This is a genomic window from Mesorhizobium delmotii, from assembly GCF_900149755.1.
Classification (GTDB): Bacteria; Pseudomonadota; Alphaproteobacteria; order Rhizobiales; family Rhizobiaceae; genus Mesorhizobium; species Mesorhizobium delmotii.
Genome location: NZ_FUIG01000019.1, coordinates 86,221 through 108,313, shown reverse-complemented (window position 1 = coordinate 108,313; position 22,093 = coordinate 86,221). Strand labels below are relative to the sequence as shown.

The following is a 22,093-nucleotide window of genomic DNA, read 5'->3' as shown; positions in this document are numbered from 1 at the left end:
CTGTCAGCTAACGCTGGTTCTTTGAGGGTCTCACAGGCGGGGCGGTGAAATAGATCCACTGTAAAGCTCTGGGAAGACGTCATGCGAATGATCCAAACACGAACCTGTCTGGCCCTAACCGGCCTGACATTTATGATGGCCACCACTGCCGCAGCCGAGACGACGCTGCGAGTGTCCTACTCGCCCGCGACCTACAAGGAACTCTATCAGGATCTGGCCGATCGCTTTATGCAGATCCATCCCGATACCAAGGTCGAGCTCGAGATCGGTTCCGACAGCTATGACACGCTGGTCCAGCAAACGATCCGGGCGAGCATTACCGGACAGATGCCCGATATATCCTACCAGGGTCTGAACCAGATCCGCACGCTCGTCGAACGCAAGCTTCCAGTGCCGCTGGACACTTTCATTCAGAAGGAACCCGATTGGGAGAGCCAGGGCTACAGTACTGCGATCACCAACCTAGCTGCCTATGGCGGCACGACCTATGGCCTACCCTTCGGCATCTCGCTTCCCGTGGTGTTCTATAATGCGGATCTAGTGAAACAGGCCGGGGGTGATCCTGATAAACTGCCCGAGACCTGGGAAGACATCATCGCGCTATCGAAGAAGATCGACGCCCTGGGAGATGACGTCAGCGGCCTCTATGTCGAGTACACCAATAACAGCGGGTCCTTCCAGACATTCGTCGGCGGTTTTGGCGGCGAGATGGTTACCTCTGACGAGGCGAGCGTCGCCTTCGATGGCGACGCTGGCGAGAAGACGATGGAATTGCTGCATCGCTTGGGCAAGGAAGGTCAGCCGCCGTTCGAGCGCAACCAGGCACGCCAGGCTTACGCGGCACGCTTGGCATCCTCTTCAGCGCCAGCAGTGCGCTGACCTCCCATGTCGCGGCTGCCAAGGAGCATTTCACGGTGAAGGTAGGCTCTTATCCGCAGTCCAGCGCCGATGCTTTCTTACCGGCGGCGGGCAACGGCATCGTCATGCTGACCGCCGATCCGGAAAAGCAGGCGGCGGCGTGGGAGTACATCAAGTTCGCCACTGGCCCCATTGGCCAAAACGTCATGCTGACGCGCACTGGCTACTCCTCGGTGAACACCAACGTCCTGAATGACCCGAAAACCACCGAGACGTTCTACAGCGAGAATCCCGAATTCGTGAAAGCAACCACGCCGCTGATGTCCAAGCTGACCGGCTGGTATTCCTTCCCGAAGAACAACTCGGAGATCATCAAGGCGATCGAAGATGCATGTTACCGGGTGGTGACGGGCAAAGCCCAACCCAAGACTGAGTTGAAGGAACTTGCGGCCCGGGTAAACGGCCTGCTGCAGTAATGCGCAATGGCGCCCGCAGCAGGTCGCAGTGCCGGCCGCGCGTCGCTCGTCTGTCTCCATCTGAAAAGAACTCTGAAATGTCGTTCCCCAATATGCAGCCGCCGGAGTATCCCGCCACCGGCTCAGGCCTAACATCATTGGCCTACCACCGTGCGGGCCAGCAGGGGCGCCCCCTGATCGTCTTCCTTCCCGGCGGGTGCCACCTTGCCCGCATTGCCTATGGCCAAGGCCGGGGCGACCGACGCGATTTCCTTGACCATTGGTTCGAGGAACTTGGATGCGGTCTCTTGGGCCTCAGCTATCCGACGGACCACCCCTCGGTAAGCAGCACCCGGTCTGACCTGACCATCGCGGAATGGGCTGCGTATGTGGCGGAGGTTGTTGCGGACAAGGCCCGGAACGACAAGGCATCCGACGTGCTGATCCAGATGTGGAGTATGGCGGGACGCTCGGTGTTCGCGCTCAACCGCGCCTGCCTTGCCCAAGGGATTGAGGTGCATTTCATTTCTCTGGCCGCAACGCCGCCACTGCCCGGCCTTATCCCGCTGAGTGATGGCGGTGAGCCTCTTGGCAAGACCGGCTTCTGGACCTTCCAAGGCAACAAGTTCATGCGGGGTTTCGATGAGGCCATAGCCGATCAATCGACACGGGCCGGGCGGCAGACCATCGGAATCGACGCCTATCACGAACATTTCTTATGCAACACGCCCATCATGCTGCGTGGCACGGCGCAGCGGTTCTGCGCCGGCCGGATGCACTGGAGCGAAGACGAGGCTGCCGCCGACACCCTGAACGGCGACCTGGACGCTGCCCCGCTAACGGCCACGATTGTACCAACCGCCTCGTCGGACATGGCGCATGTTCTCGGAGATTCCTCGTCTTGGGGGCATCTGAACACGCAATGGCTGGTGCGACGCGCCGCGGCTGAGAAACCGCTTTCAACCGACGTGTGGAGCGGGTTGCGCGAAATTGCCGCGCGAGGCTGGCAGCGCCTTACCATCCACTCGGAAGGCGGGCATTTCTTTTTCTTGGGCGAGTCCGGCGCCCGCGAGGTCGCCCACGCGAGCCTGCACCTCCTGCACGAAATGAAATCGACCCTGCGCGAGGTCGACACCCTGCTTGCCGCCCCCTCGCCCGCGCAAGCGGACGAAGAAAGGGCACGAAAATGAACACTCAGCAAGCCAGCTCGCCAATGCCCCAGGCGGGCATGATCGATATGACCAGAACGATGCCCCCCCAGATTGAAGGCTTCGAGACGTACATTCAAGATGGGATGTCGTACGTGGTCGGACGGGATGACCTTTCCCAACTTGTCCAAAGGCATCGCTTCTTTGGTACTGATTCAGAGCGCGCAGTTTCTGCTGAGTGGCTGTCGACGCGGCTGGGCTTCCGCCCAGAGGCAGATCGCGTTTTCATGACGGGCGGGACACAGAATTCGCTCCAGATATTGCTTGCGCGTTTGGGCGGAACCGCCGGCTGTGTGGCAACTGAGACGCTGTCATATGCGGGAACGACGCAGATCTGCGGGCTCCTGGGTCTCAAGCTGGTGGGCATTCCCATCGATGAATATGGCATAATTCCGGAGGCGTTCGCCGATGTTTGTGAGCGAGACCGGCCGCGTGTGCTTTATTGCAATCCCACTATACACAACCCTACGACTTCGGTGTTGCCGGAGGCTCGGCGGTCTGCGATTGCGGAAATGGCGCGCAAGTACGGGGTTTCCATCATAGAAGACGACGTCCATGGAATGATCGCGTTGGACGTACCGGCTCCCATCGCGTCTATCGCGCCGGATATCACATGGTACATCATGTCCGTGTCCAAGTGCATCGGCATGGGGCTCCGCACGGCGTTCTTGGTCGCGCCGAGCTCAACAGCGCTCGCCGAACTTAGAGGGCCTGTTCAGAGTATCTCTGCCTGGTTCATCCCCGCAATTTCAAGCGCCTTGATAACGCACCTAATAGAAACTGGATCCGCCGACGAGATCGCTATGAAAATCCGCGACGAGGTAGAGGTGCGCCAGCAAATCGCGACGGAAGCGCTGCACGGGCAAGTATTCCACACCCACAAAAATGCACTGCATCTTTGGCTTGGCCTGCCGGATCACTGGACTCCCACAAAACTCGCCGAGGCCGTCCGCCCGTTCAAAGTGCAAATTCGTCCGAGCGATCTCTTCAATGCGGGTGGCATGACGATGCCGAACAAGATCCGTCTCTCCCTGGTGGCACCGCAAACTAGGCAGGATCTCACCAATGCCATGGTTGCGCTCGTGAAAAACCTCAGGAACGGACCCGTCAGATGAGGAAGGCAATCAACCATCGCCTCCCTGTTCGGAGTCGTCGCCGCTGCTCATCCCCTGGCCGCCAGCGCCAGAGCGCGTGTGCTCGCCAACACCGAAAACGCCTTCGACGCCGCAGCAGCGACGGCGGCGGCACGCAATGTCGCTGTGCCCTACATGTCGGGCTTGGCCGGCGGCGGCACAGCAATCTGCTACGTCGCTGCAGAGAACCGCGTTCGCGTGTTGAACTTCACACCTTCATATCCGCACAAGTTCAGCTTCGCGGGCGTCGAGGATCGCTTCTCGATCAGACGTGATGGTTATGGAAGCGGGCTTCCGGGATGCCTGGCCGGGTGAGCGGAGTTGGTGCGACGATACGGCACTGTCGTTCTCCGATACTCTGTCTTCTGCGATCAGCCTGGCACGCGAGGGTTTCCGCTGGTCGAGCTCAACGTCGAGGCGCTACAGGCGACCCAGGCGTCACCCGTGCCCGCTGCCGTTGGCTTAGACGCGCATGCCCCATAGGTGTAACGACAAACAGGTGATTGTCGTCACTTTACAAGGCAGACGTCTGAAGCGTCGTTTCAGCCCCGCTTTTTATGCGACAAACCCTGTCGGATTGTGGCAATGTACGAGAACGTCTAATTCGAGGTTTATCGTATATGCTGATCGGCTACATGCGTGTTCATCTGCCGACAAACGTCAGTCGGTCAACCTGCAACGTGATGCGCTAATCGCCGCCGGCGTCGACGGACGTCATCTGCATCAGGATAAAGCCTCCGGCGCTCGCGACGATCGACCGGGACTGAAGGCCTGCATGGAGGAGCTGCGATCCGGCGACGTGTTGGTGGTGTGGAAGCTTGACCGCCTCGGCCGCTCCCTATCACACCTCATCCGGATCGTCGATGAACTGAAGGAGCGTGGCGTTGCCTTCCGTTCGCTGACCGAGCAGATGGACACCACAACGCCCCATGGAGAGCTCCTGTTCAACATCTTTGGCTCGCTCGCCCAATACGAGCGCGCCTTGATAACGGAGCGGGTGACGGCAGGGGCTTGCCGCCGCCCGGCGGCGCGGTCGAAAGGGAGGACGGCCGCCCTCGCTGGACCCGTAGAAGATCGAACAGATCATCGCCGCCCTCGACAGTGGCACTAGCAAGGCCTCGGTGTGCCGCACCTTCAAGGTACCTCGCTCGACACTCATTGATTCACTGGAGCGCATCGGCTGGGCCGGGGCCGGAACAGATGTACAAAAGTCGCGGCGCACCGTTCCCAGGAAGCAGGCTGTGTGACCTGCTGAAAAGCTCTTCTGGTCAATACTGAAATCGTTCTTCTGAAATCGACAACGGAACCGCTCGTTTTCGACAGGCGAAGGACGGCCATGTCACTCACCAGTTCCCGTTCGTTCGGCTTGCCGTTGCCTTGGCGCAGAAACCTTGAGCTTATCCCCTGAAAACCGGTACCCGCCAACCGAATTGGCGTCGTGCGCCGCGCAAGTTCCTCTTTGGTCGCCAAACGCTTCCCCGGAGCCAGGCTGTATGTCCTTCTCGATCGCTAGACTTACTTCCTGCCATAAATGCGGAGCCCCTTTGCGACGGGGTTCGGGTGGTCGCTATCTTCGGGTTCGATATCCATGATCCTTCTCGCGGGTTTCCCGCCAGTATCGTACGCTTCGCTGATATCAGTGAAGCTGAAGGCAGGTATGAGTGACCGGGTCTTCCATTATTCTTCACGTGGCGGTCACCGCATCATCAATTGCGCGACACGAGGGCAGGCTTCTATCCTGGCACGCGGCGTTACCCGCTATCCAGTTGATCCCCTTCCCGAACCTGCGAGGCTTTGATGCGTGTCATCACCTACAATATCCAATATGGTAAAGGCCGCGACGACCGTTATGACATTGACCGCACTGCGATGCGCTCATTGGAGCCGACGTCATCGGCTTGCAGGAGGTGGAGGCCTATTGGGAGCGCTCTGGCAATATTCGTCAGGTGGAGCGGATCGCAGAGCGTCTCGGCGGCTATCACGCCGTCTTCGGCGCTGCCGTGGACATACACAAGAGCCTCGACGGTCGTCCCGTGCGGCGCCAGTTCGGCAACGCCATCCTGTCACGGTGGCCGCTCTTGACTACGCCGACCTTCCTTTTTCCCAAGCTTGGGCCGACCAACAGTCATTCCATCCAGCGCGGCCTCACCGAGGCGACGATCGATACGCCGATCGGCCTGATCCGCGTCTATACCAGCCACTTCTCTCACCTGTACGATGAGGAACGGATGGAGCATGCCCGCTTCACGCTCGACGTCCACCGCCGCTGGGTTGTCGAAGGACCCGTGTCCAGCAGCCATCATCAGGATACGTCCTGGCTGGAGGAGCCAATCGGATTGAAGATCTGCATGCCTATCGCCCCTTGCGCTGATCAGCGGCACCAAGCAAGGCGACGCCGATGCCGATAGCCAACAGCACCCACCCGATCCACCCCGCGATCTCGGGGATGTCGAGCCGGATGCCCAGGAATTTATAGAGGGCCCATTCGACAACGACCTGGAACACGCCGGTGATAGCCGTGACGCCGGCAGTCGCGATCATCGTCCCCAGCCGCAGCAGCGTCGTACCCCAAAACCAGCGGAGAAAATCGAAGATGCGGTCCCAGATATCCTTCTTGCCCAGCACCGGCGGAATCCGGGTCAGGTCGATGCCGATCACCTCAACGTCATCGAGCGTGGGCACGTGTTCTTCCTTAGCCTCCCACTGCGCCCGAGCGGCCGCAACCGTCTCCTCCAGAGTCGGGGGCGATGACCACGGCCAGCGCCATCGCTTCGACCGGGCCAGATGGAACACGGCAAGCACGCCGCGGTGCGACGTGTTTCCTGCCTCAAGAGTGTCTATCCAGGACACCTCTGGCACGTCCTCGGACGTGCCGGTAACGAGCGGCTGGGCGGCTGCATACCCCACGCCGGATAATACCAGCGAAGGCGGCAGCCCGGCCGGCACAGCCACGCTGTAGGCGTTGTCGGACCGGGCCTCCAGCCGGGTCTGCGCCAGCTCCCGGACGGCTTGCGCATCGGCAATGTCCAGCACTCCGGCGTCGAGCGATAGGCTTTCCTCGGCCGCCTCCTTCAACTGCAGCAGGCGCAGTCTAGCGGTGTCGCCGAGCTGGCGGGCGCTCCGGGGGCGGCGTTCGAAGTGCTCGCCCAGATAGAGGATGTCCTGGGGAGCGAACGGCTCGAAGTCGCCTTCGCGCTCTGCCTTGCCGCGCAGCAGTCCCGAGACCCATTCCCGGCCCGGCTGCGAGGTCACGATCTCGCGGAGCGCCAGCACCGCCTCCTTTCCGGACTGGTCGCGCAACCGATCGAGTATGCTGTCTCGGGCCTCTTGGGCATGGTCGCGCAATCCGGGGCTGTAGACGCCCGAACCGGCGCGGTGAATATCGTCAGCCCGCCGAATGTACTGATGCAGGATGTCATAGAGCCGGCGCAGCGATCGGGGCTGCATAAAGCCGGACCGTGCCACCGGTCCGGCGTGGAAGTCCCCTCCGAACAAGGCAACGGCCGTGTGCATCGCTAGCTCGCTCGCCTGCTTGGCCGGAAGCGTCGCGAGGTGGCCAGCGAAGGCCGGGATCGCCGCGTCCGGCTCAACGCCCATCCACACCGCGAACCACTGTCCAATGTGTGAAACCTCCGCCACACTCTGGCTTTTCGACCGCGCCAGGGCAGCGATGGCCGCATCGGGGTCGCTAGCGCCGCTCACGATCTTCAGCACCTTGTTCAAGGCGCCGCTATCCGCCGGCTCATGCTCGTGCAGCAGCTCGATCAGCATCGGCCCCAGATCGTCCCAGGCCCATTGGCCCGACCAGCTCACGTCGCCAAGGACGTCGTTGCCCCGGTTTTCAGCGGCGGCCTCGGTCAGTTCGTACCGAATCTGGGCAAACAGAAAGGCCGCCACTGCCTCGTGATGGTGCTCGTAAAGCGTGGGAAACCAGGTCGGGAAGCCGTTGAGTTCAAACACCGCGTGCCGCGCCGCGATCTCGACCTCCTCTGGACTCAGAGTTTTGAGGATTGAAGGCGTTTCTCGCGTCTCTATATCGAGGCCGGCAAGGCCCAGGATGGTGGCGAACGCCGTTTCATTGTCCGGTGCCCCTTCCGACCGGAGCGTCGGTCGGCTGAGGCGCCAGGAATTCTGCGCCGCGTCCCTGAACAGCCGTGCAAGGTCGTACCCGAAGTCCGCGGCCAGACCACGCCAGTCATAGCTTGACCAGTGGTTCTGGTGCTGGTCGTCCCGGGTGCGGTCGAAAAGGTAGCGGATCGCGTTCAGCTGGCCAGCCCGCTCCGGGTGAGAACTGAGCTCGGTACGCAACTGTTCGAGATGTGCATTGAGATTGTCGCGAGACTCCCTGAGCTCTCTCGCCTCGGCCGCCTGGCGCTCCTTGTCGCGACGCGTCCATCGCCGCTCTTGGACCTTCAGTTTGCGCATCTCCGGATCGGCCACCGGATGCAGCAGCGCCTGCAGCCGATCCGCCACCTCCCCCTCTGCTGCAGCTCGCTTCATAGCAGTCAGGCAGTGCCGCGGGCGGCCGTTGTTCTGGTAGAGATGGAAGGCCAGCGTCAAGGCAACGAGTTGATCGTCCAGCACCGGCTTCGACGTCATCGCCTCGACCGTATAATCGAAATCGTTGGCGCCGAACTTCCAGGCCGCACCGTAGTTTGCCGGCCGCCACCAGTCGACGACCCGCGGCCCGCCCTTTGCGGCCTGGTGCACCCGCAATTGCTCAACATCATGCCAGAACTGCGCCCGGTTGAGCTCCGGCCACGCCGGAACGAGTTCGGCGAACGTCTCCTTCTCCCCCGACAGTACGTCGCTCTGATAGCTGCGGGCGGTGCTCACACGGCGGATGATGCTGTGAGCGGCATGCGTCATAACGATGGGGTCACGTTCGTGGATCAGCCGGTCCACCGCCCGCGAGGCCGCGACCAGCACCCACTCGAAGCGCTGCGAGACCTGGTTACTCAGGTCGCTGAGCATCGGCGCGGTGCCCAGCAGCGCCTCCAAGCCGATCACCAGGGCCGGGTCGATGACCGGACTCCGCTCCACATAGGCGGCAAGCTCATGCGACAGATGATCGGCGGCGCGCTTCTTTTTCGGCGCCGCACGCCCGATCGCTGCTAGCAACCAGGTGACGCTCGCCGGTGTGCCGGGCAAGCCCGAGATCAACTCGGACAGTAGCCGCCGGTCGAGATCGCCAGGCTCCGCAAGGACCGCCTGGCGCACCGCGTCGATTTCGGGTTCCGTCCCGATCGCATTGAGAGCGCGGAAAGCCGTCAGCCGTCGATAGCCGGCATCGGCGGGATCGCTTGCCAGTCCGACGACTTCGGGGGCGAGGGTGCGAAGCCGTCCAAGCCAGACCATCCTGAGCAGGAAGGGCGCCACTTCCGGATCGTCCGCGTAGCGCTGCAGCAACACCCGGATCTCGTCGGAGATGTCCTCTTTTGCGAACCGTTGTACGGCCGAGTAGTCCTGCACCGAACGTCCAGACGTGTGCTTGCAAAGTTGCTCGCAAACGTCGGCCAGGATCCTCTTGCGATCGGCCAAAGGCAAGCGGCTCGGGTCCCCGCCTTCGAAGACCACCTCCGGCGCCAATGTCAGCACCCGCCGCCGGATGCCTTCATCCATCAGCATTAGCCAAAGCAGCACCGGGCGCAGCATGGGCGACAGCACCTCGATCCCGTACTGGCGGCGAAAGAACAGCTGTTCCAGGCCAAGGCGCGACGGCGCCTGTCTAAGCCGGTCGGCGAACCATTGCGCCGCCAGGAACTCACGAACCGACCGATGATGGAACCGGACCGTCCCATAGATGGCGCCGTCGAACACAGGGCGTTGCAGCAGCACTCCCGCTTCGGCATCAGTCCACTGCGGGAGAACGGTGGAGATGGCAACGCCATCGGTGGTGTCCGCACCATCGGGCACCCGAATGACCGGCACCCCCGTCAGCGTCACGGCGGCTGCCAGGGCCTGTGCACCCAACCTGGCCTTCTCGGGCGACAGGGCGTTGACATCGGCCCGGTTCTGATCGCGCTCGTCCAGCCGGCGGTCAATGCTGGCCGTCAGGACCTCCCATCGGGAGCCGATCCTGCCATTGACACGCCAGAAATCGACCAGCTCGTCCAGATCCTGGGGCCGCCCTGTGAAGCCCTTAGCATCGGCGCGTTCTATGGCATCGACGAACGCTGCAGGATTCGCGACCCCGCGCGCGGCGATAAAGCGGTTGACCTGGTCGTCGCCCAGGTCTTCGAGGGCGACCACTCGGTACCCGGATGTGGCGCCGCCTTGAACACGCTCCGTCCGGACAGTGTCGCCGTCCAACGCATCGCCGCTCTCGTTCGTCCGTGTATTGGTGTCCGGTGAAGGATGCGGCAGCAGCTCGACGCACAAGCCAAGGTCGGTGGCAGGTCGCCAGGCGCTGATTCGGCTGGTCAGCGCGATGTGGGCGCGGGCCTTCGCCGCGCCCAGCACGCTGGCGAACTTTCGGATCGCGATCCCGAAATCGCCAAGATGGCGCAATCGTGCCTCGTCCACGGAGTCGAGGAGCAGCCATGCTTCTTCCTGGCCGGCCAGCCACGCCTCGAAATCCGGATACTGCTCCGGCTCGAACGCGAGTTCGAAATTCTCCGCCAGCAACTCCAGGCGGATGAAGAACGCCACGTTGCCCTCGTGGCGGAGGCGGTCGGCGAGATTGCGGATCTCCCAGGTCTTTCCAGCTCCCGCCTCGGCCAATACGACCACCCGCATTTCCGGGCAGAGCTCGGCCCAGGTGCTCGAAGCGCCCGAACCTATGCGCCTCTGCAGCTCGAGCTCGTCCGTCAGGTTCTCGCCGACAGGGATGTCACGCAGCGTGCGATCGAGGTCGATGAATTCGGACTGGCCAGTGGTCGAAGGATTGGCGAGGTTTTGCATTCCTCTTGCTAACACGCTTGCGGAACGAAGTGATCGAGCGGACAGCCCAAATTCACATGTAACCTCCGACAAAGGTCCCGACGTGCGACCTAGAACGTGCCTTTATAACCCGCAAAGGTGTGGCCTGGCCGACGCGACGGCAACAGCCCCTGTATTAGAGGTCTTTCGTCTTAGACTTGCCGGCCGCCTATCAGGGACAGCTTCGGGCAAAAACGGCTCTTTCGGACGTGATGCGCCTACGGCAGAAATGGGCCGACTGCGGACAGTCTGGTTGCGACCAGTGTTAGGGGTAAGCGGCCGTTCTTACGAATCATCTTGGTCGACGTTGAGCTCACACGATCAACGTAGCGCCATGGCATGGACGAGAGACGTCGCCCATGCCCTACGCTCCGCAATTGAATGCATGCATAACCCACGCCAGTCCACGAAAGAGTATCGACAATCGACGACATGACACCGATATTGTTCGTTCGCCTAATGTTCCCTGGGAGCGTCGATGTCTAAGAGGATTACCGACAATCAGTTGCTGGGTGAGATCGGCGAGGCTGCTGCTCGACTTCGGTTCTTGAAGCTGGGTTTCCAATTCGACGTTCGATCGCGGTTGGAAGCGGGGATCGATGCCATTGTGGAGGTTATGGACAAGGGAAAGCCCTTGGCGAAGATGATCGCCGTCCAGGTGAAAGCGCGGTACTCAAACGACTATGCGTCTGAGGACGATGACGGCTTCTATTACACGCTGCGCAGCGAGGACTTAGAGTACTGGCGGCCATCGAACCTGCCAGTGATTATCGTACTTTATCGGGACTCCGATGCAACTTTCTTCTGGAAAGAAGTGCCGCGCGACATCGGGGGCGAGCGTCGACTCCGCTTCGACAAGCGCCTTGATGTTCTTGATGAGCAAGCTGTCGACCGGCTTGCTGCAATCACAGTACCCAAGGCCGGTTTCGGATACTACATACCTCCGCTGGGCGGTGGCGAGGACGCGCTCGTCAACATGCTGCCGATTATGTTGCCGACCGAGATGTATGTGGCTCCGACCACCCGCACGCCAAAGGAAGCGATCAAGGCGTTGCTGGAGCTGGACGAACCGGCGCGTTTCGATTGGGTGATGAAAGGCGACACCTTCTGGTCGTTCCAAGACCCCAGGAACAACGTCTGCGACGAGATAGTCGAGCATGACATGGTGGAGGCAATCGATACCCGCTATCTAGCCTTCCATGAGGATATCGACGAGCGCAACGCCTTCGCCCATCTGTTGCGAAGAACGCTGAGCCATCAGTTCCAGAAGGATCTCGGCTGGGACAAGGATCGCGGCCAATTCTACTTCAAGGCATTGGCTGCCAACACGTCGCGGACGTTCTCGTACAAGTCGTCGAAGGTCAAGGCGAGCTCCGACGTCGTCAACGTCGCCAAGCAGAAGTCCAACCCCGAACGAATAGCCTTCGTCCGGCATCACGCCTTCATTCCACGCTTCGAGAAACTTCTCGACGAATGGTTCCTGGTGGTGAATCCAAACTACCACTTTACCACCAACGGCTTCCAGCCGCACTCGTATCCGGCCGAACTGCTGGCAGGGAAGAAGAGATTGGACAACAGCGCATCGCTCCGCGGCCAAGTAATATTGTGGCACCGGTTCCTGACCCTTGGGGATGAGGATGCCCGCAGCCTGTTCGTCGAAGCCGTCGAGGAAGCCAGATTGAGGTTCGGGACGCCTCCCGAAGTGCACCTTGAGATGCGGGTTCCGGAAGATGTGTGGGGAAGCAGGAAGGTCAAGGACGACGACGCCGAGAGCAAGCAGGCGGAGATCCAGTTCAAATGAAGTTCGAAACCACGATCTTCCAAGAACCGCATCTCGAGTTCGGCGACAAGCACCATCATCCGGACCCTCGCCTAGGTCTTTTCGAGGCGGGGCCGTTACAGACTCCCGTCGGCGACGCCATCAGGATCGCTGTGGTCGGTAATGCCAAGACGATCGAGGACACCAGGCGCTATCTCAATGACGCGACGGTAGGGTTTCCCGGCAAGACCGACAAGCATCCGAACATGCATCCGGACTTTCCCGGTCTCGGGAACCAGAACCCTTTTCGGTGCAAATTCGAATTAATCGATGGCGCTGCGTTGGCCGTCCCACAGGCCCGGATCGAAGCCATCTTGAAGGAACCGCGCCACGAGAAAGCGGTGGAGATGGCCGTCGACGAGGTGATGCTGCTGCTCAGGGCCATCGACGAGGGCACCGATCGCCCGAACGTGGCCATCGTGGCATTGCCGGTGAGCCTGATCGAACGCGTCGTGAACGCCAAGTATTCCGCCGAGGGCACGACCGAGCATGAGGACAGCGGCGGCAGCGATGCGCCGAACTTCCGGGGTATGCTCAAGGCGCGCGCGATGGATCTACGATTCCCGATCCAGATCGCGTGGGAGGACGTGCTCGACGACGCGGTGACCATCCCGCAGAAGATCAAGGAAGCTACCGGCCGCCAGATCCAGGACAAGGCCGATCGCACTTGGAATCTGATGACGACGCTCTACTACAAGGGATCCGGCCGCATCCCATGGCGCCGGATGCCGAAAGAAGGCGAATACACCGCCTGCTACATAGGCATCAGCTACTATCGCGAGGTTGGTGGACAGCAGTTATTCACCAGCGCCGCCCAGATGTTCGACGAACGTGGAAGAGGCTTCATCCTGAAAGGCAAGCGCGCTCGGACCGAAACGCGTGGCCGGCATCCCTATATGGCGGAGGAGGATGCCAAGGAACTGATCCGAGAGGTCTTGGCGGCCTATCGTGCCCATCACATGAACTATCCCGCTCGAGTGATCGTGTTGAAGACCTCCCGGTTTCGCGACGAGGAGGCAGGCGGCATTCTGGAAGCGCTGCAAGAGGCCGGCACGGCACTGCGCGACCTGGTCTGGGTGCAGGAGTCTTCGCACATCAAGCTGCTTCGCGACGGGAACTACCCGGTGATGCGGGGGACCTTTGTTGAGATGGGTGGGAAGGGGCTTCTCTATACTACCGGCAGCATTCCCTACTATGGGACCTATCCTGGCATGTACGATCCCAAGCCTCTGCTCATCTGCCCACATTCGCGCAGCGACAGCACGGTCAGGACCTTGGCCGAGGAGGTCTTCTCATTGACGAAGGTCAACTGGAACTCGACACAGATGAACCAGAAACTGCCCATTCCGATCCGGGCGGCGCGCAATGTCGGCGAGGTGCTCAAGTATGTGACCGACGAGCGGGTCAATTCCGACTATGGACGGTACATCTGATGATCGTCGGGATCATCACTCGCCCACGATGCGCGCCATGTGGGCACGGGCGGCCGCGCAGACGACGTAGTTCGAAGACATCGTTCTCCTCGATAGAGCGGTGGATCAACTTGGAAAGAAGGCCGAGATTTCGCCTCTGCAGGGCAATCTGTCCTTCCCGTTGACCCTAGCTGATCATCCCGTCTGTAGGAAAAGGCAAAGCTTGCCTGAACGTCTAGATTGAGGCGCATATACTATCCTTACAAGAGGAGCGCGGCCCATGACAAAAAACATCGTCATCTTTTCCGACGGCACCGGTCAGGAGGGTGGTATTCGGGTCGAGCAGCGCCTGAGCAACATTTACAAGATGTACCGAGTTTGCAGGGTCGGCCCAGAAACATCGATTGATCCTCACGATCAGGTTGCGTTCTATGATCCTGGCCTCGGGACCGAAACCACGGCAACGGGCTTCACGAGTGTAGTGCGGTGGGTGCAAAAGACGTTGGCATCCGTGTCCGGCCGCGGAATAACGACCAACATCGTCGACTGCTACGAATTCCTGATCAATCACTATGAACCTGGCGACAGGATCTTCTTGTTAGGCTTCAGCAGGGGAGCCTACACGGTGCGGAGCCTGGCCAGCCTGCTGATGCTCTGTGGGATTCCCAGCCGCAATGGCGATCATCCGATCCCGCGCTTCAGAAAGGCGGTCCGCGATATCGCCAGCAGTGCAGTTCACACCGTGCTGGAACACGGGGCAGGGCACCCACGTGCGAAGTTTGAGGACGAAAGGCTCGAGCTTGCACGCCGGTTTCGAGCCCAATACGGCGCCGATCATGAATCTGGTGAGGTCCACCGCTCCAACGCATCGCCATACTTCATCGGCGTGTTTGATACCGTAGCGGCTCTTGGCGCCAAAGGTCCGCTTGCGATCGGTATCAAGATTTTCCTGGCCGTCGGCGCCGCTTTGCTCGCAGCAGCGCTTGCGTTAGTACCTGCGCTTGTAGTGGCCGGCATCCTTTCCCTTTTCGGTTTCGCCTTCTGGTTTTCGACGCTGGCATTCGTCGGATTAGCGGCGGTTGCCGGCGGTGTTCTGATCACTTGGCAACAGCGCAAATCAATCAGAAAAGTCATCCGCGATTTCCCTAATCCTGGTGATAAATCCTCTCACCTTGCGGAGTGGAAAGGGGAGAACTTCGACCGCCTGCTAAGCCGATTTGTGGGATATGCGCGTTCCGCGAATGCCATCGATGAAACGAGAGAGGACTTTGCTCGCGTGGGTTGGGGTCCAACAAGGGACATGCCGAAGGAGCGGAACGACGTCCGTACGTTCAAACAGCTGTGGTTCGCCGGGAACCACTCCGACATCGGCGGCAGTTACCCGGAGAGTGAATCACGGCTCTCCGACATTGCCTTGCAATGGATGATCGAAGAGGTGTTGGGGCTGCCCGACGGTCTTAAGATGGGGCCAGTGATTGTCGACGGCAAACGTCTGCCGCAGACGTCTGAAAATGGGACACCTCTCCACCTCTTCCCGAGAGCTGACGCCCTGCAGCATTGCGAAGTCGCGGGCATGCAGGATGTGCTTGAAGCCCGCATTCCCCGCTGGCTGCGCCTGCTCGCAAGCCGCCTTGGATGGAAGACCAAAATCCGGGAAATCAATCCGGAAGCTCCTGTCCATTCTACCGTAGAAGAGCGATTCCAACTCACGCAGGTTCCGCAATGCGCTGGGTCCGGCTCCTATCGTCCTGAGGCCTTGCGGAATCATGAGAAATTTCGCGCCTACTATGAATAGAATATGTGAAGTGGAGTGGGGAGCCTCGTCGAGGTTTCTGTTCCCGATTTGTGCTTAGAAAGTCGCATAAAAGGGCAGTGCGGAACGTCAGTCTACAGATCGCTTCCTGCAGCCGGCACCGTGCGAACCTTGTGCTCTGGAAATCCCGGGGTTATCGCGCCTGTAACGGCTTCATCATGACGTCACCTCGGAGGACGAGAAACGAATGTCGAGACACGGCTACGGGCTGCCTCGGTCGTTCGCTCGATCGAAAGCTCCGTGTGCGGAGGAAGTTCGCCCCCATGCAAGGCGAGAAGGTGCTGGCCTACTTCCTTGTCCGCTGCCGTGAGCCGATGATTGAGGCGAAGAAAGTCCATCCAGGTTGGCGTGCGGAACGTCTCCGTCCAAAGCGAAGGCGTTTGAAGATTGCGCTGGAGCGTCCAGTTTCGTGCACCGGCACGGCTAAGAGCATGGCGCTTTGCGCGCATGCAGGCGAGGAAGGCGTCGGTATTCTTTTCGGGTATGGAATAGTCGACCTTGGCAACGATCGGACCACTCCTTGGCTTCAGATCGAGTGCGAGCTCCGGGGCGCGAAAGTCCGAACTTTCTTGATCCGTTTCTTCCCATGGACGTATCGGCAGCACTATTCCCGCTGCCGCAACCAGCAACAGAGCCCCTGCGGCGCCCTCCATAGCCCAGGTCAAGGAGTAGTTCTGAGCGACAGTGCCCCAGATCCAGCTGCCGGCAGCCATACCGCCAGCGCTCAAGGCGTAGTAGATCGAGAGCGTCCGGCCGACAACCCACCTCGGGCTTGCCAACTGCACCGATACGTCAATACCGGTCCAGGTGATCAGCCAACCCGCGCCACCGAACGCCAGCGCGACTGCCGCCACAGGGACCGACGATGTCAGTGCAAGGCACAGGCAGCATGCCGCACAGGCGACGGAGGCGAACGCCACCAGCCTGTTTTGAGACGTGATCCGCCTTAAGAAGCCGTTGCTCATCCCTGCTATGAAAGCCCCTATTCCGAAGCCCGCCAACAAGATGCCGTAGACGATCGGCCCGCTTTTCAGCTGATCCCGGACGACGAGAGGCAGCAGCGCGAGGATAGCAATACTGGCCAACCCGAAAAGGGTCGCACGGGCGATGGCCGCCCTGATCTCCAGGGACATCACCGTGAAGCGGACACCGTCGTGAATCGCCATCGCCATTCTCTCGCGAGGGAGAGGCGAAGAGCGAACTTTCCACTTGGTGCGCCATATTGCGCCTAGAGGCGCCAGATCACTCAGCGCGGCCAAGGCGAACGCGGCAAGCGGTCCAAAGAAGGCCAGGATCACGCCCCCCAAAGCCGGACCGACGCTGCGCACGATGTTGTATCCGACAGACATAAGCGTCACAGCGGCCGGAATGTCGCGCTTGTGAAGAATATCGCCGACCGAAGCATGCCAGGCCGGATCGTTCAAAGCGAAGCCGCAGCCAGCCAGGAAGCCCAATCCGAGTAGGAGCCAGGGATCGACAAATCCCAGGCCCACAGCAATCATCAGCGTCGTTGATGCCGATGCTATCAGGCAGTGCCCCGCAAACATCACCCATCGGCGGCTGAAGTTATCCGCGATGGCTCCGGCAAGAACTGAGAGGAGAAACACCGGTAATGTGGATGCGGCCTGAACGAGTGCGACCATCAGGTCGGAAGCCGAAATGGTGGCCATCAGCCAGCTGATGGCCACCGTTTGCACGAGCCACCCCAGGCTGGAGATTTGTGTGGCAGTCCAGATCGATCGAAATGCCGGGTTGCGAAGCGGGGCAAGCGTCGTCGGAGCTGACGGATGAGGATGTTCGTGCTGCACGTTTTTACCTTCGACCAGCCGACTATCTAATTCACGGCTGCCACTACTGCCTTTTTGTCTCTGCGATGTTCTGTAACCCGTCAGTACTTCCAGGGCATGACCCAGCACCCGCTTGCGCATGCTCCAAGTTCATCCGTGCAGCCGACATATCGGTTTCGGATGACGCGCTCAATCCCAAGTTCTTAAGCCAGGAGCTCGGACCGGAAGTGTCGCGTCGAGCTACACGGGCTGCGCGGGCAAACGTCAAACGCGAATTTCCTGCCGCTTTCGCGCCCGCGCGCCCCGGCTGTGGTATAACCGGCCACCTCGTCGACTCTCAGCACGATTGAAAGCTGCGCGTGAAACGGACCCGCGGCCGTGCATTTCCCAACGGTTTTCGAAAAGTTGCTGCTGTCCAAGCCGCGGCTCAGCTTCGTTGTCAAGCACTGTCTTGCCCCAACGAGAGCTGTACCGGACATCGGTAAGGGGAGGGGGAGGTGGCTCGGGCCGTCATCGCCAAAAAAAGCCCGCCGGAATGATCCGGCGGGGCGACTGAAAGAATTCATTTGCGCGCGCGCCAGCCAGCCAGTGCCGGGTTTTGGACCAGCCGCCTAAAGACAGTCGGCTTGAAGTCGCCCTTGCTCCCAACTGGCCTCATCCGGTAATGCTCCGCGCGCCGAAATGGAAAATGCCTGGATAGTTCAGGCTTCGTCAGCAGCGGCTTCCTGTGCATGGCAAGGAGCCAAGGAAGGATCATGAAGCGGCAGAGTCGACCATTCATCGTGGAAATGAAACAGAAGCGCAGTTTACAAAAACGCGGTCGTTCCATCTGGGGCGATTTCGATTTCTCCGCGGCTATCGCCGGGACAACAAGGGAACTCCAGGAGATCGAGCTGCCAAATCGTCAGCTTGTTGACTCCACTACCGTGACCCATGATGCTGAACCTTTGAACCAATCGACATTGGAGCATCTTATGGCAGATCCAGAGCGTGCTGAATCAATAGACGCTGCGGCGGAAGGTGCCGTGAAAGCGGAGGCGCCACAGACGACGAAGAAAGCCCGGCGGCCACGGAAGGCCAAAGCTGAGCCCACACCACCTGCTCGGACGAATGGCGCCAAGGCGGCTTCCCAGGGGAATGGGGCATCGGTAGCGACATCGCGCGGGCCTCGGAAAGTCTATTCCCAAAAGGAACGCTCCCTAAAGCTGGCCCTGATCGCGAGGTCGATCAGCGGAGGCGCCACCCTCAAGAGCTCGGTAACGCAGGCGGGGATCTCAGAGCAAACCTATTATGTTTGGAAGAAGGCCTCGGCGCCGGCAGCGACAAGCGATGATCTCAAGGATCTCATCGCGCTCGAGGAAGAAAACCAACGCCTGAAGGGCCTGCTTGCGGAACGTCTTCGCAACGAGAATGCGGAACTGAAGAGGAGGCTGGGGCTGGACTAAGGCAGTCCCAAGCCTATCAGCTAGTCTCAAAATCGGAGGTGGCGGGTTTCCTGCGTCAGCAATTGCGACGCAGAGCGATCGTCGGCCCTTCTCAGTGACGTGGCAGTCGTAACTTCATCGGCAGCGGCCGGAAGGATGTGGATGCGCCGCTGGGTGTGGCATTTTGCAGAGCACCCTTGAAGCGTCATCGAAGTGACAGCACATTCTGCAACGCGAGCGTCGATGCGGTCCCGCTTGATGCACACCAGTTGTTCAGCAGATTGGGAGGAGCAAATGCAGGCTGAGGCTTTCAGCAGTCCGATTTTCGTGAAGCGCGCCACCTACATCGTGCAGGAGATTGCCAGCCTTGCGGACGCTATCGATTTTCTCGACGAATGGCCCGAAGATCGCAGAGACCTGATCCACGATACCGCCCTAAGGGTGTGCTATGACGACGGGCGCAAACCCATAAGCGCCGCGCGCGATGCCTTTTGCGAGTTCGCGCAACGGTTCGGCATGCTGGAAGATCCGACCTTTGCGATGCAATGGATTGCCGCCTGCAAATCGGCCAATCAAAAAGCCTAGGTACCGACGATGGCAAGAGGCGGCGAGACTGGCGCGAGGCTCACCTGGCTGGGCGCTATGCGGCGCGACGAACATGGTTCCCGTCCTTCCCGCACGCGGAGTCTTCGCGGTTTCGAGCATCTGCCGCCGTGCAGCCGACTGCTTCGAGCCGGCGTGGAGTATCCGCTCCAAGCGCGGCCGCTCGTATTCCACTGAGATCTCAAGCGGCGCTTAGGAAGAGATCAGGAGTTCTCATCCAGGGTTATGACTTCCGTCCACGATCCATCCCTTCGCCATCGCTTCCTCTCCAACCAAAAGCGACGCTGATGAACCGCTCAGGCTGACAACCCGTATTCAACCCAAGAGAAATTTGCCGCTCTCGGCCTATTTATCGGTGATGTTGCAACACCAGCGGTTCCTTTTGTCAGCCGACAGAAAGGCGGATCGAAAAATGGGTATTCGGATACGGCAGGGACACAAAATGTGACGTCTAGCAGAGTGGAACAGAAAGCGCGATTGCCAACCTCAAAGGTCGGCGATTCCGAAGGGAGCGTTGCGTTTGGCCGGTTCTCTGTCTCGAATTCCGAGGCTCTAGTCTTCCTACTGAGTTGTCAAAACTTGCGGTTGAAGTTTACTTTTTCCGAATTGTTCGGTGGTAGGGGACCAAGCGCAGCTACTGCTCCAGCGCGGGGAGTGAAAGAGTGATGCAGCGTCTGGATGCGGCGAGGTTGGGTGACCTTCTGGCGGGAGACCTGCGCGCCTTTGGCGGGCCCTCTACGGTCGAACCGCTCGCCGGCCGGATCAGGGCGGAGCAGGTCAGTATCGTGCTTCGCAACACCCCTCTTGTGATGCTTGCGAACATACTTAATGCGGCCGTTTTTGTCATGGCGCTTTGGGGCTCGCCCGAGCAAACGGAAGCCATCCTTTGGGCGAGTGGCATCATCGTAGCGGCTGCTGTTGTGGGCCTCAAAGCGAGGTCATCGTTTCAGTCGGTCAAACCAAGGTCGGTGTCCCGCCGCACAACACAAAACCTGGTGCGGAACGCTTTCCTGTTCGGCACTTGGTGGGGGGCGCTTCCCGTCCTGTTCTTCGGTGGCGCAGCAAGCGCGGTGCAGGTTGTCATTACCTGCCTGAGCGCGGGGATGATCGCAGGCGGTGCCGCTTCCTTCTCCACGATTCCTATTGCGGCCGTCGCGTATACGCTACCAATCTTCGTCGGTTCGATGCTTGCGATTGCGCGGGTGGAAGACGCAGTCAATCTGCCCGTAGCAATCCTGATCATGTCCTACGCCACCACGCTGTTTCGTGCAGTGCTTGCCCACGCGTTCGAATTTACCCAGCGCTTCATTCTGCAAGCGGAAGGCGAACGTGCCATTCGACGGGACGTGCTGACGAGTTTACCAAACCGGTTCAGCTTCAATGAGCGGCTTGAGAACGCAATCGCAAACGCCACGCAATTCGATCAGAAGTTTGCGTTGCTCTTGTTCAACATCAACAACTTCAAAAATGTCAATGATCGTTTCGGCCGAGCGATGGCCGATGCGGTTCTGGTCGAAGTGGCTGCCAGAATTCGGAAGGCGACACGGGAGAGCGATTGTATTGCGAGGCTTGAGGGGGCGGAATTTGCAATAATCGCTTCTCGCGACTGCAGGCCAGATCAAATCAGATCGCTGGCCAAACAGATCACGGATGCCATGCCCGCCCCGTTCTTGATCGAAGGGCGAGAATTATATTGCAAGGCCTCTGTTGGTATCGCTTTCGCACCCTCTGACGGCTCGGATGCCAACCAGCTCTTGCGGTGCGTCGACACCGCACTATACCGGGCCACGACGCTGGGAGCGGGTCCGATTCAGTTTTTCCGCGCAACCGACGATGAAGCGGCCGTGAGGCGCCATGCGCTTGAACGCGATCTGGCATCTGCGCTCGCCAACAACCAGCTTTCGCTCGCGTTCCAGCCGTTTCTTGACCTCGGGAGCGACCGCATCCGAGGTTTCGAAGCGCTTCTGCGGTGGCGCCATCCGACACTTGGCGCGATCCAGCCGTCGGAATTCATTCCTATCGCTGAAGACATCGGATTGATTCACGACATCGGCCATTGGGCCATCAAGTCGGCTTGCTTGGCCGCGGCGCAATGGCCGTGCGACTTGCGGGTCGCCGTCAACTTGTCGGTGGTGCAGCTCAAGAACAAGGCATTACTTGATGGGATCCTAACGGCCTTGTCGGACGCCGGTTTGGAACCGAAGCGACTTGAGGTCGAAGTCACGGAATCGGTGCTGATTTCGAATTTTGAAGACGCTATCGCATTGTTGCAATCGTTGAGTTTTCTATCCGTCACAGTTGCGCTTGACGATTTCGGCACCGGCTATTCGTCACTCACTTACCTTCGCAAATTGCCGCTTTCGCGGCTCAAGATCGACCGATCCTTTGTCCAGGACATGCTTACAGATCTCGACTGCGCCGCGATTGTAAGATCATTGGTTGCACTGGCGCATGAGCTTCGAATCGACGTGACAGCCGAAGGGGTCGAAACTCTGGAACAGCTCGAATATCTGCGCCGCGTCAGATGCGATGAAGCTCAAGGTTATCTAATCGGGAAACCTGTCCCGATCGATGATATTCCTGCATTGCTGCGCGGCCGTTTGGTCAGGAACGATGCACTTGAATAGAGGCAACGCACACTTTAACGGCGATGGTCAATT

Annotated in this window: 16 protein-coding genes; 14 read left to right on the top strand and 2 right to left on the bottom strand. The window is 60.0% G+C overall.

All coding sequences use genetic code 11. The annotated features are described in order from the left end of the window. The first annotated feature begins 81 nt into the window (after positions 1–81). From BQ8482_RS40050 to BQ8482_RS37660, 8 genes are all read left to right on the top strand, one after another. The gene (locus tag BQ8482_RS40050; RefSeq protein WP_123147708.1) at positions 82–879 is read left to right on the top strand and encodes an extracellular solute-binding protein; all 798 of its coding nucleotides are present in this window, start codon (positions 82–84) and stop codon (positions 877–879) included. Positions 880–914: 35 nt separating this feature from the next. Further along, positions 915–1,334, top strand: coding sequence for an extracellular solute-binding protein (locus tag BQ8482_RS40045; RefSeq protein WP_165848515.1), 420 nt, complete (start codon positions 915–917; stop codon positions 1,332–1,334). 77 nt (positions 1,335–1,411) lie between these two features. After that, on the top strand, positions 1,412–2,503 hold the full coding sequence (locus BQ8482_RS11365) for a hypothetical protein (protein ID WP_133254744.1): 1,092 nt from the start codon (positions 1,412–1,414) through the stop codon (positions 2,501–2,503). Next, positions 2,500–3,636: an aminotransferase-like domain-containing protein gene (locus BQ8482_RS11360; RefSeq protein WP_123147705.1), complete on the top strand. Its 1,137-nt coding sequence runs from the start codon at positions 2,500–2,502 to the stop codon at positions 3,634–3,636. Before BQ8482_RS11365 ends, BQ8482_RS11360 begins: the two co-directional genes overlap by 4 nt. Before the next feature lie 78 nt (positions 3,637–3,714). Next, a complete protein-coding gene (locus BQ8482_RS11355) occupies positions 3,715–3,969 on the top strand; it encodes a gamma-glutamyltransferase (protein WP_165848514.1) in 255 nt (84 codons plus the stop codon). Between the two features lie 184 nt (positions 3,970–4,153). Then, positions 4,154–4,765 carry a recombinase family protein gene (locus tag BQ8482_RS11350; protein ID WP_425294093.1) on the top strand — a complete coding sequence of 204 codons (612 nt, stop codon included), beginning with the start codon at positions 4,154–4,156 and terminating at the stop codon, positions 4,763–4,765. Continuing rightward, positions 4,728–4,901: a hypothetical protein gene (locus BQ8482_RS40545; protein WP_425294094.1), complete on the top strand. Its 174-nt coding sequence runs from the start codon at positions 4,728–4,730 to the stop codon at positions 4,899–4,901. The genes BQ8482_RS11350 and BQ8482_RS40545 overlap by 38 nt, the downstream gene beginning before the upstream one ends. A gap of 630 nt (positions 4,902–5,531) precedes the next feature. Then, positions 5,532–6,062, top strand: a complete 531-nt coding sequence (locus BQ8482_RS37660; RefSeq protein WP_342210944.1) for an endonuclease/exonuclease/phosphatase family protein — start codon at positions 5,532–5,534, stop codon at positions 6,060–6,062. On the opposite strand, the gene BQ8482_RS11340 is transcribed toward BQ8482_RS37660, so the two are convergent. Then, positions 6,007–10,557: an NACHT domain-containing protein gene (locus BQ8482_RS11340; RefSeq protein WP_123147702.1), complete on the bottom strand. Its 4,551-nt coding sequence runs from the start codon at positions 10,555–10,557 to the stop codon at positions 6,007–6,009. The two genes, BQ8482_RS37660 and BQ8482_RS11340, sit on opposite strands and share 56 nt — an antisense overlap. 523 nt (positions 10,558–11,080) lie before the next feature. Here BQ8482_RS11340 and BQ8482_RS11335 point away from each other — a divergent pair. From BQ8482_RS11335 to BQ8482_RS11325, 3 genes are all read left to right on the top strand, one after another. Then, positions 11,081–12,376: a DUF4365 domain-containing protein gene (locus tag BQ8482_RS11335; RefSeq protein ID WP_244602746.1), complete on the top strand. Its 1,296-nt coding sequence runs from the start codon at positions 11,081–11,083 to the stop codon at positions 12,374–12,376. Continuing rightward, complete coding sequence (locus BQ8482_RS11330; RefSeq protein ID WP_123147700.1) at positions 12,373–13,827, top strand: argonaute/piwi family protein; 1,455 nt, start codon at positions 12,373–12,375, stop codon at positions 13,825–13,827. Before BQ8482_RS11335 ends, BQ8482_RS11330 begins: the two co-directional genes overlap by 4 nt. Positions 13,828–14,086: 259 nt before the next feature. After that, complete coding sequence (locus tag BQ8482_RS11325; protein WP_123147699.1) at positions 14,087–15,601, top strand: DUF2235 domain-containing protein; 1,515 nt, start codon at positions 14,087–14,089, stop codon at positions 15,599–15,601. 182 nt (positions 15,602–15,783) lie between these two features. Here the strand turns inward: BQ8482_RS11325 and BQ8482_RS11320 are convergent, their stop codons facing one another. Then, complete coding sequence (locus BQ8482_RS11320) at positions 15,784–17,427, bottom strand: MFS transporter (RefSeq protein WP_123147813.1); 1,644 nt, start codon at positions 17,425–17,427, stop codon at positions 15,784–15,786. Between the two features lie 734 nt (positions 17,428–18,161). Here BQ8482_RS11320 and BQ8482_RS11310 point away from each other — a divergent pair. The 3 genes from BQ8482_RS11310 to BQ8482_RS11300 all read left to right on the top strand — a co-directional run bounded on the left by BQ8482_RS11310 (position 18,162) and on the right by BQ8482_RS11300 (position 22,060). Further along, entirely contained in the window at positions 18,162–18,851 is a 690-nt protein-coding gene (locus tag BQ8482_RS11310) for a transposase (RefSeq protein WP_123147697.1), read from the top strand. A gap of 273 nt (positions 18,852–19,124) precedes the next feature. Then, the gene (locus BQ8482_RS11305; protein ID WP_123147696.1) at positions 19,125–19,415 is read left to right on the top strand and encodes a DUF982 domain-containing protein; all 291 of its coding nucleotides are present in this window, start codon (positions 19,125–19,127) and stop codon (positions 19,413–19,415) included. A gap of 683 nt (positions 19,416–20,098) precedes the next feature. Then, on the top strand, positions 20,099–22,060 hold the full coding sequence (locus BQ8482_RS11300; RefSeq protein ID WP_123147695.1) for a putative bifunctional diguanylate cyclase/phosphodiesterase: 1,962 nt from the start codon (positions 20,099–20,101) through the stop codon (positions 22,058–22,060). Positions 22,061–22,093: the final 33 nt, after the last annotated feature.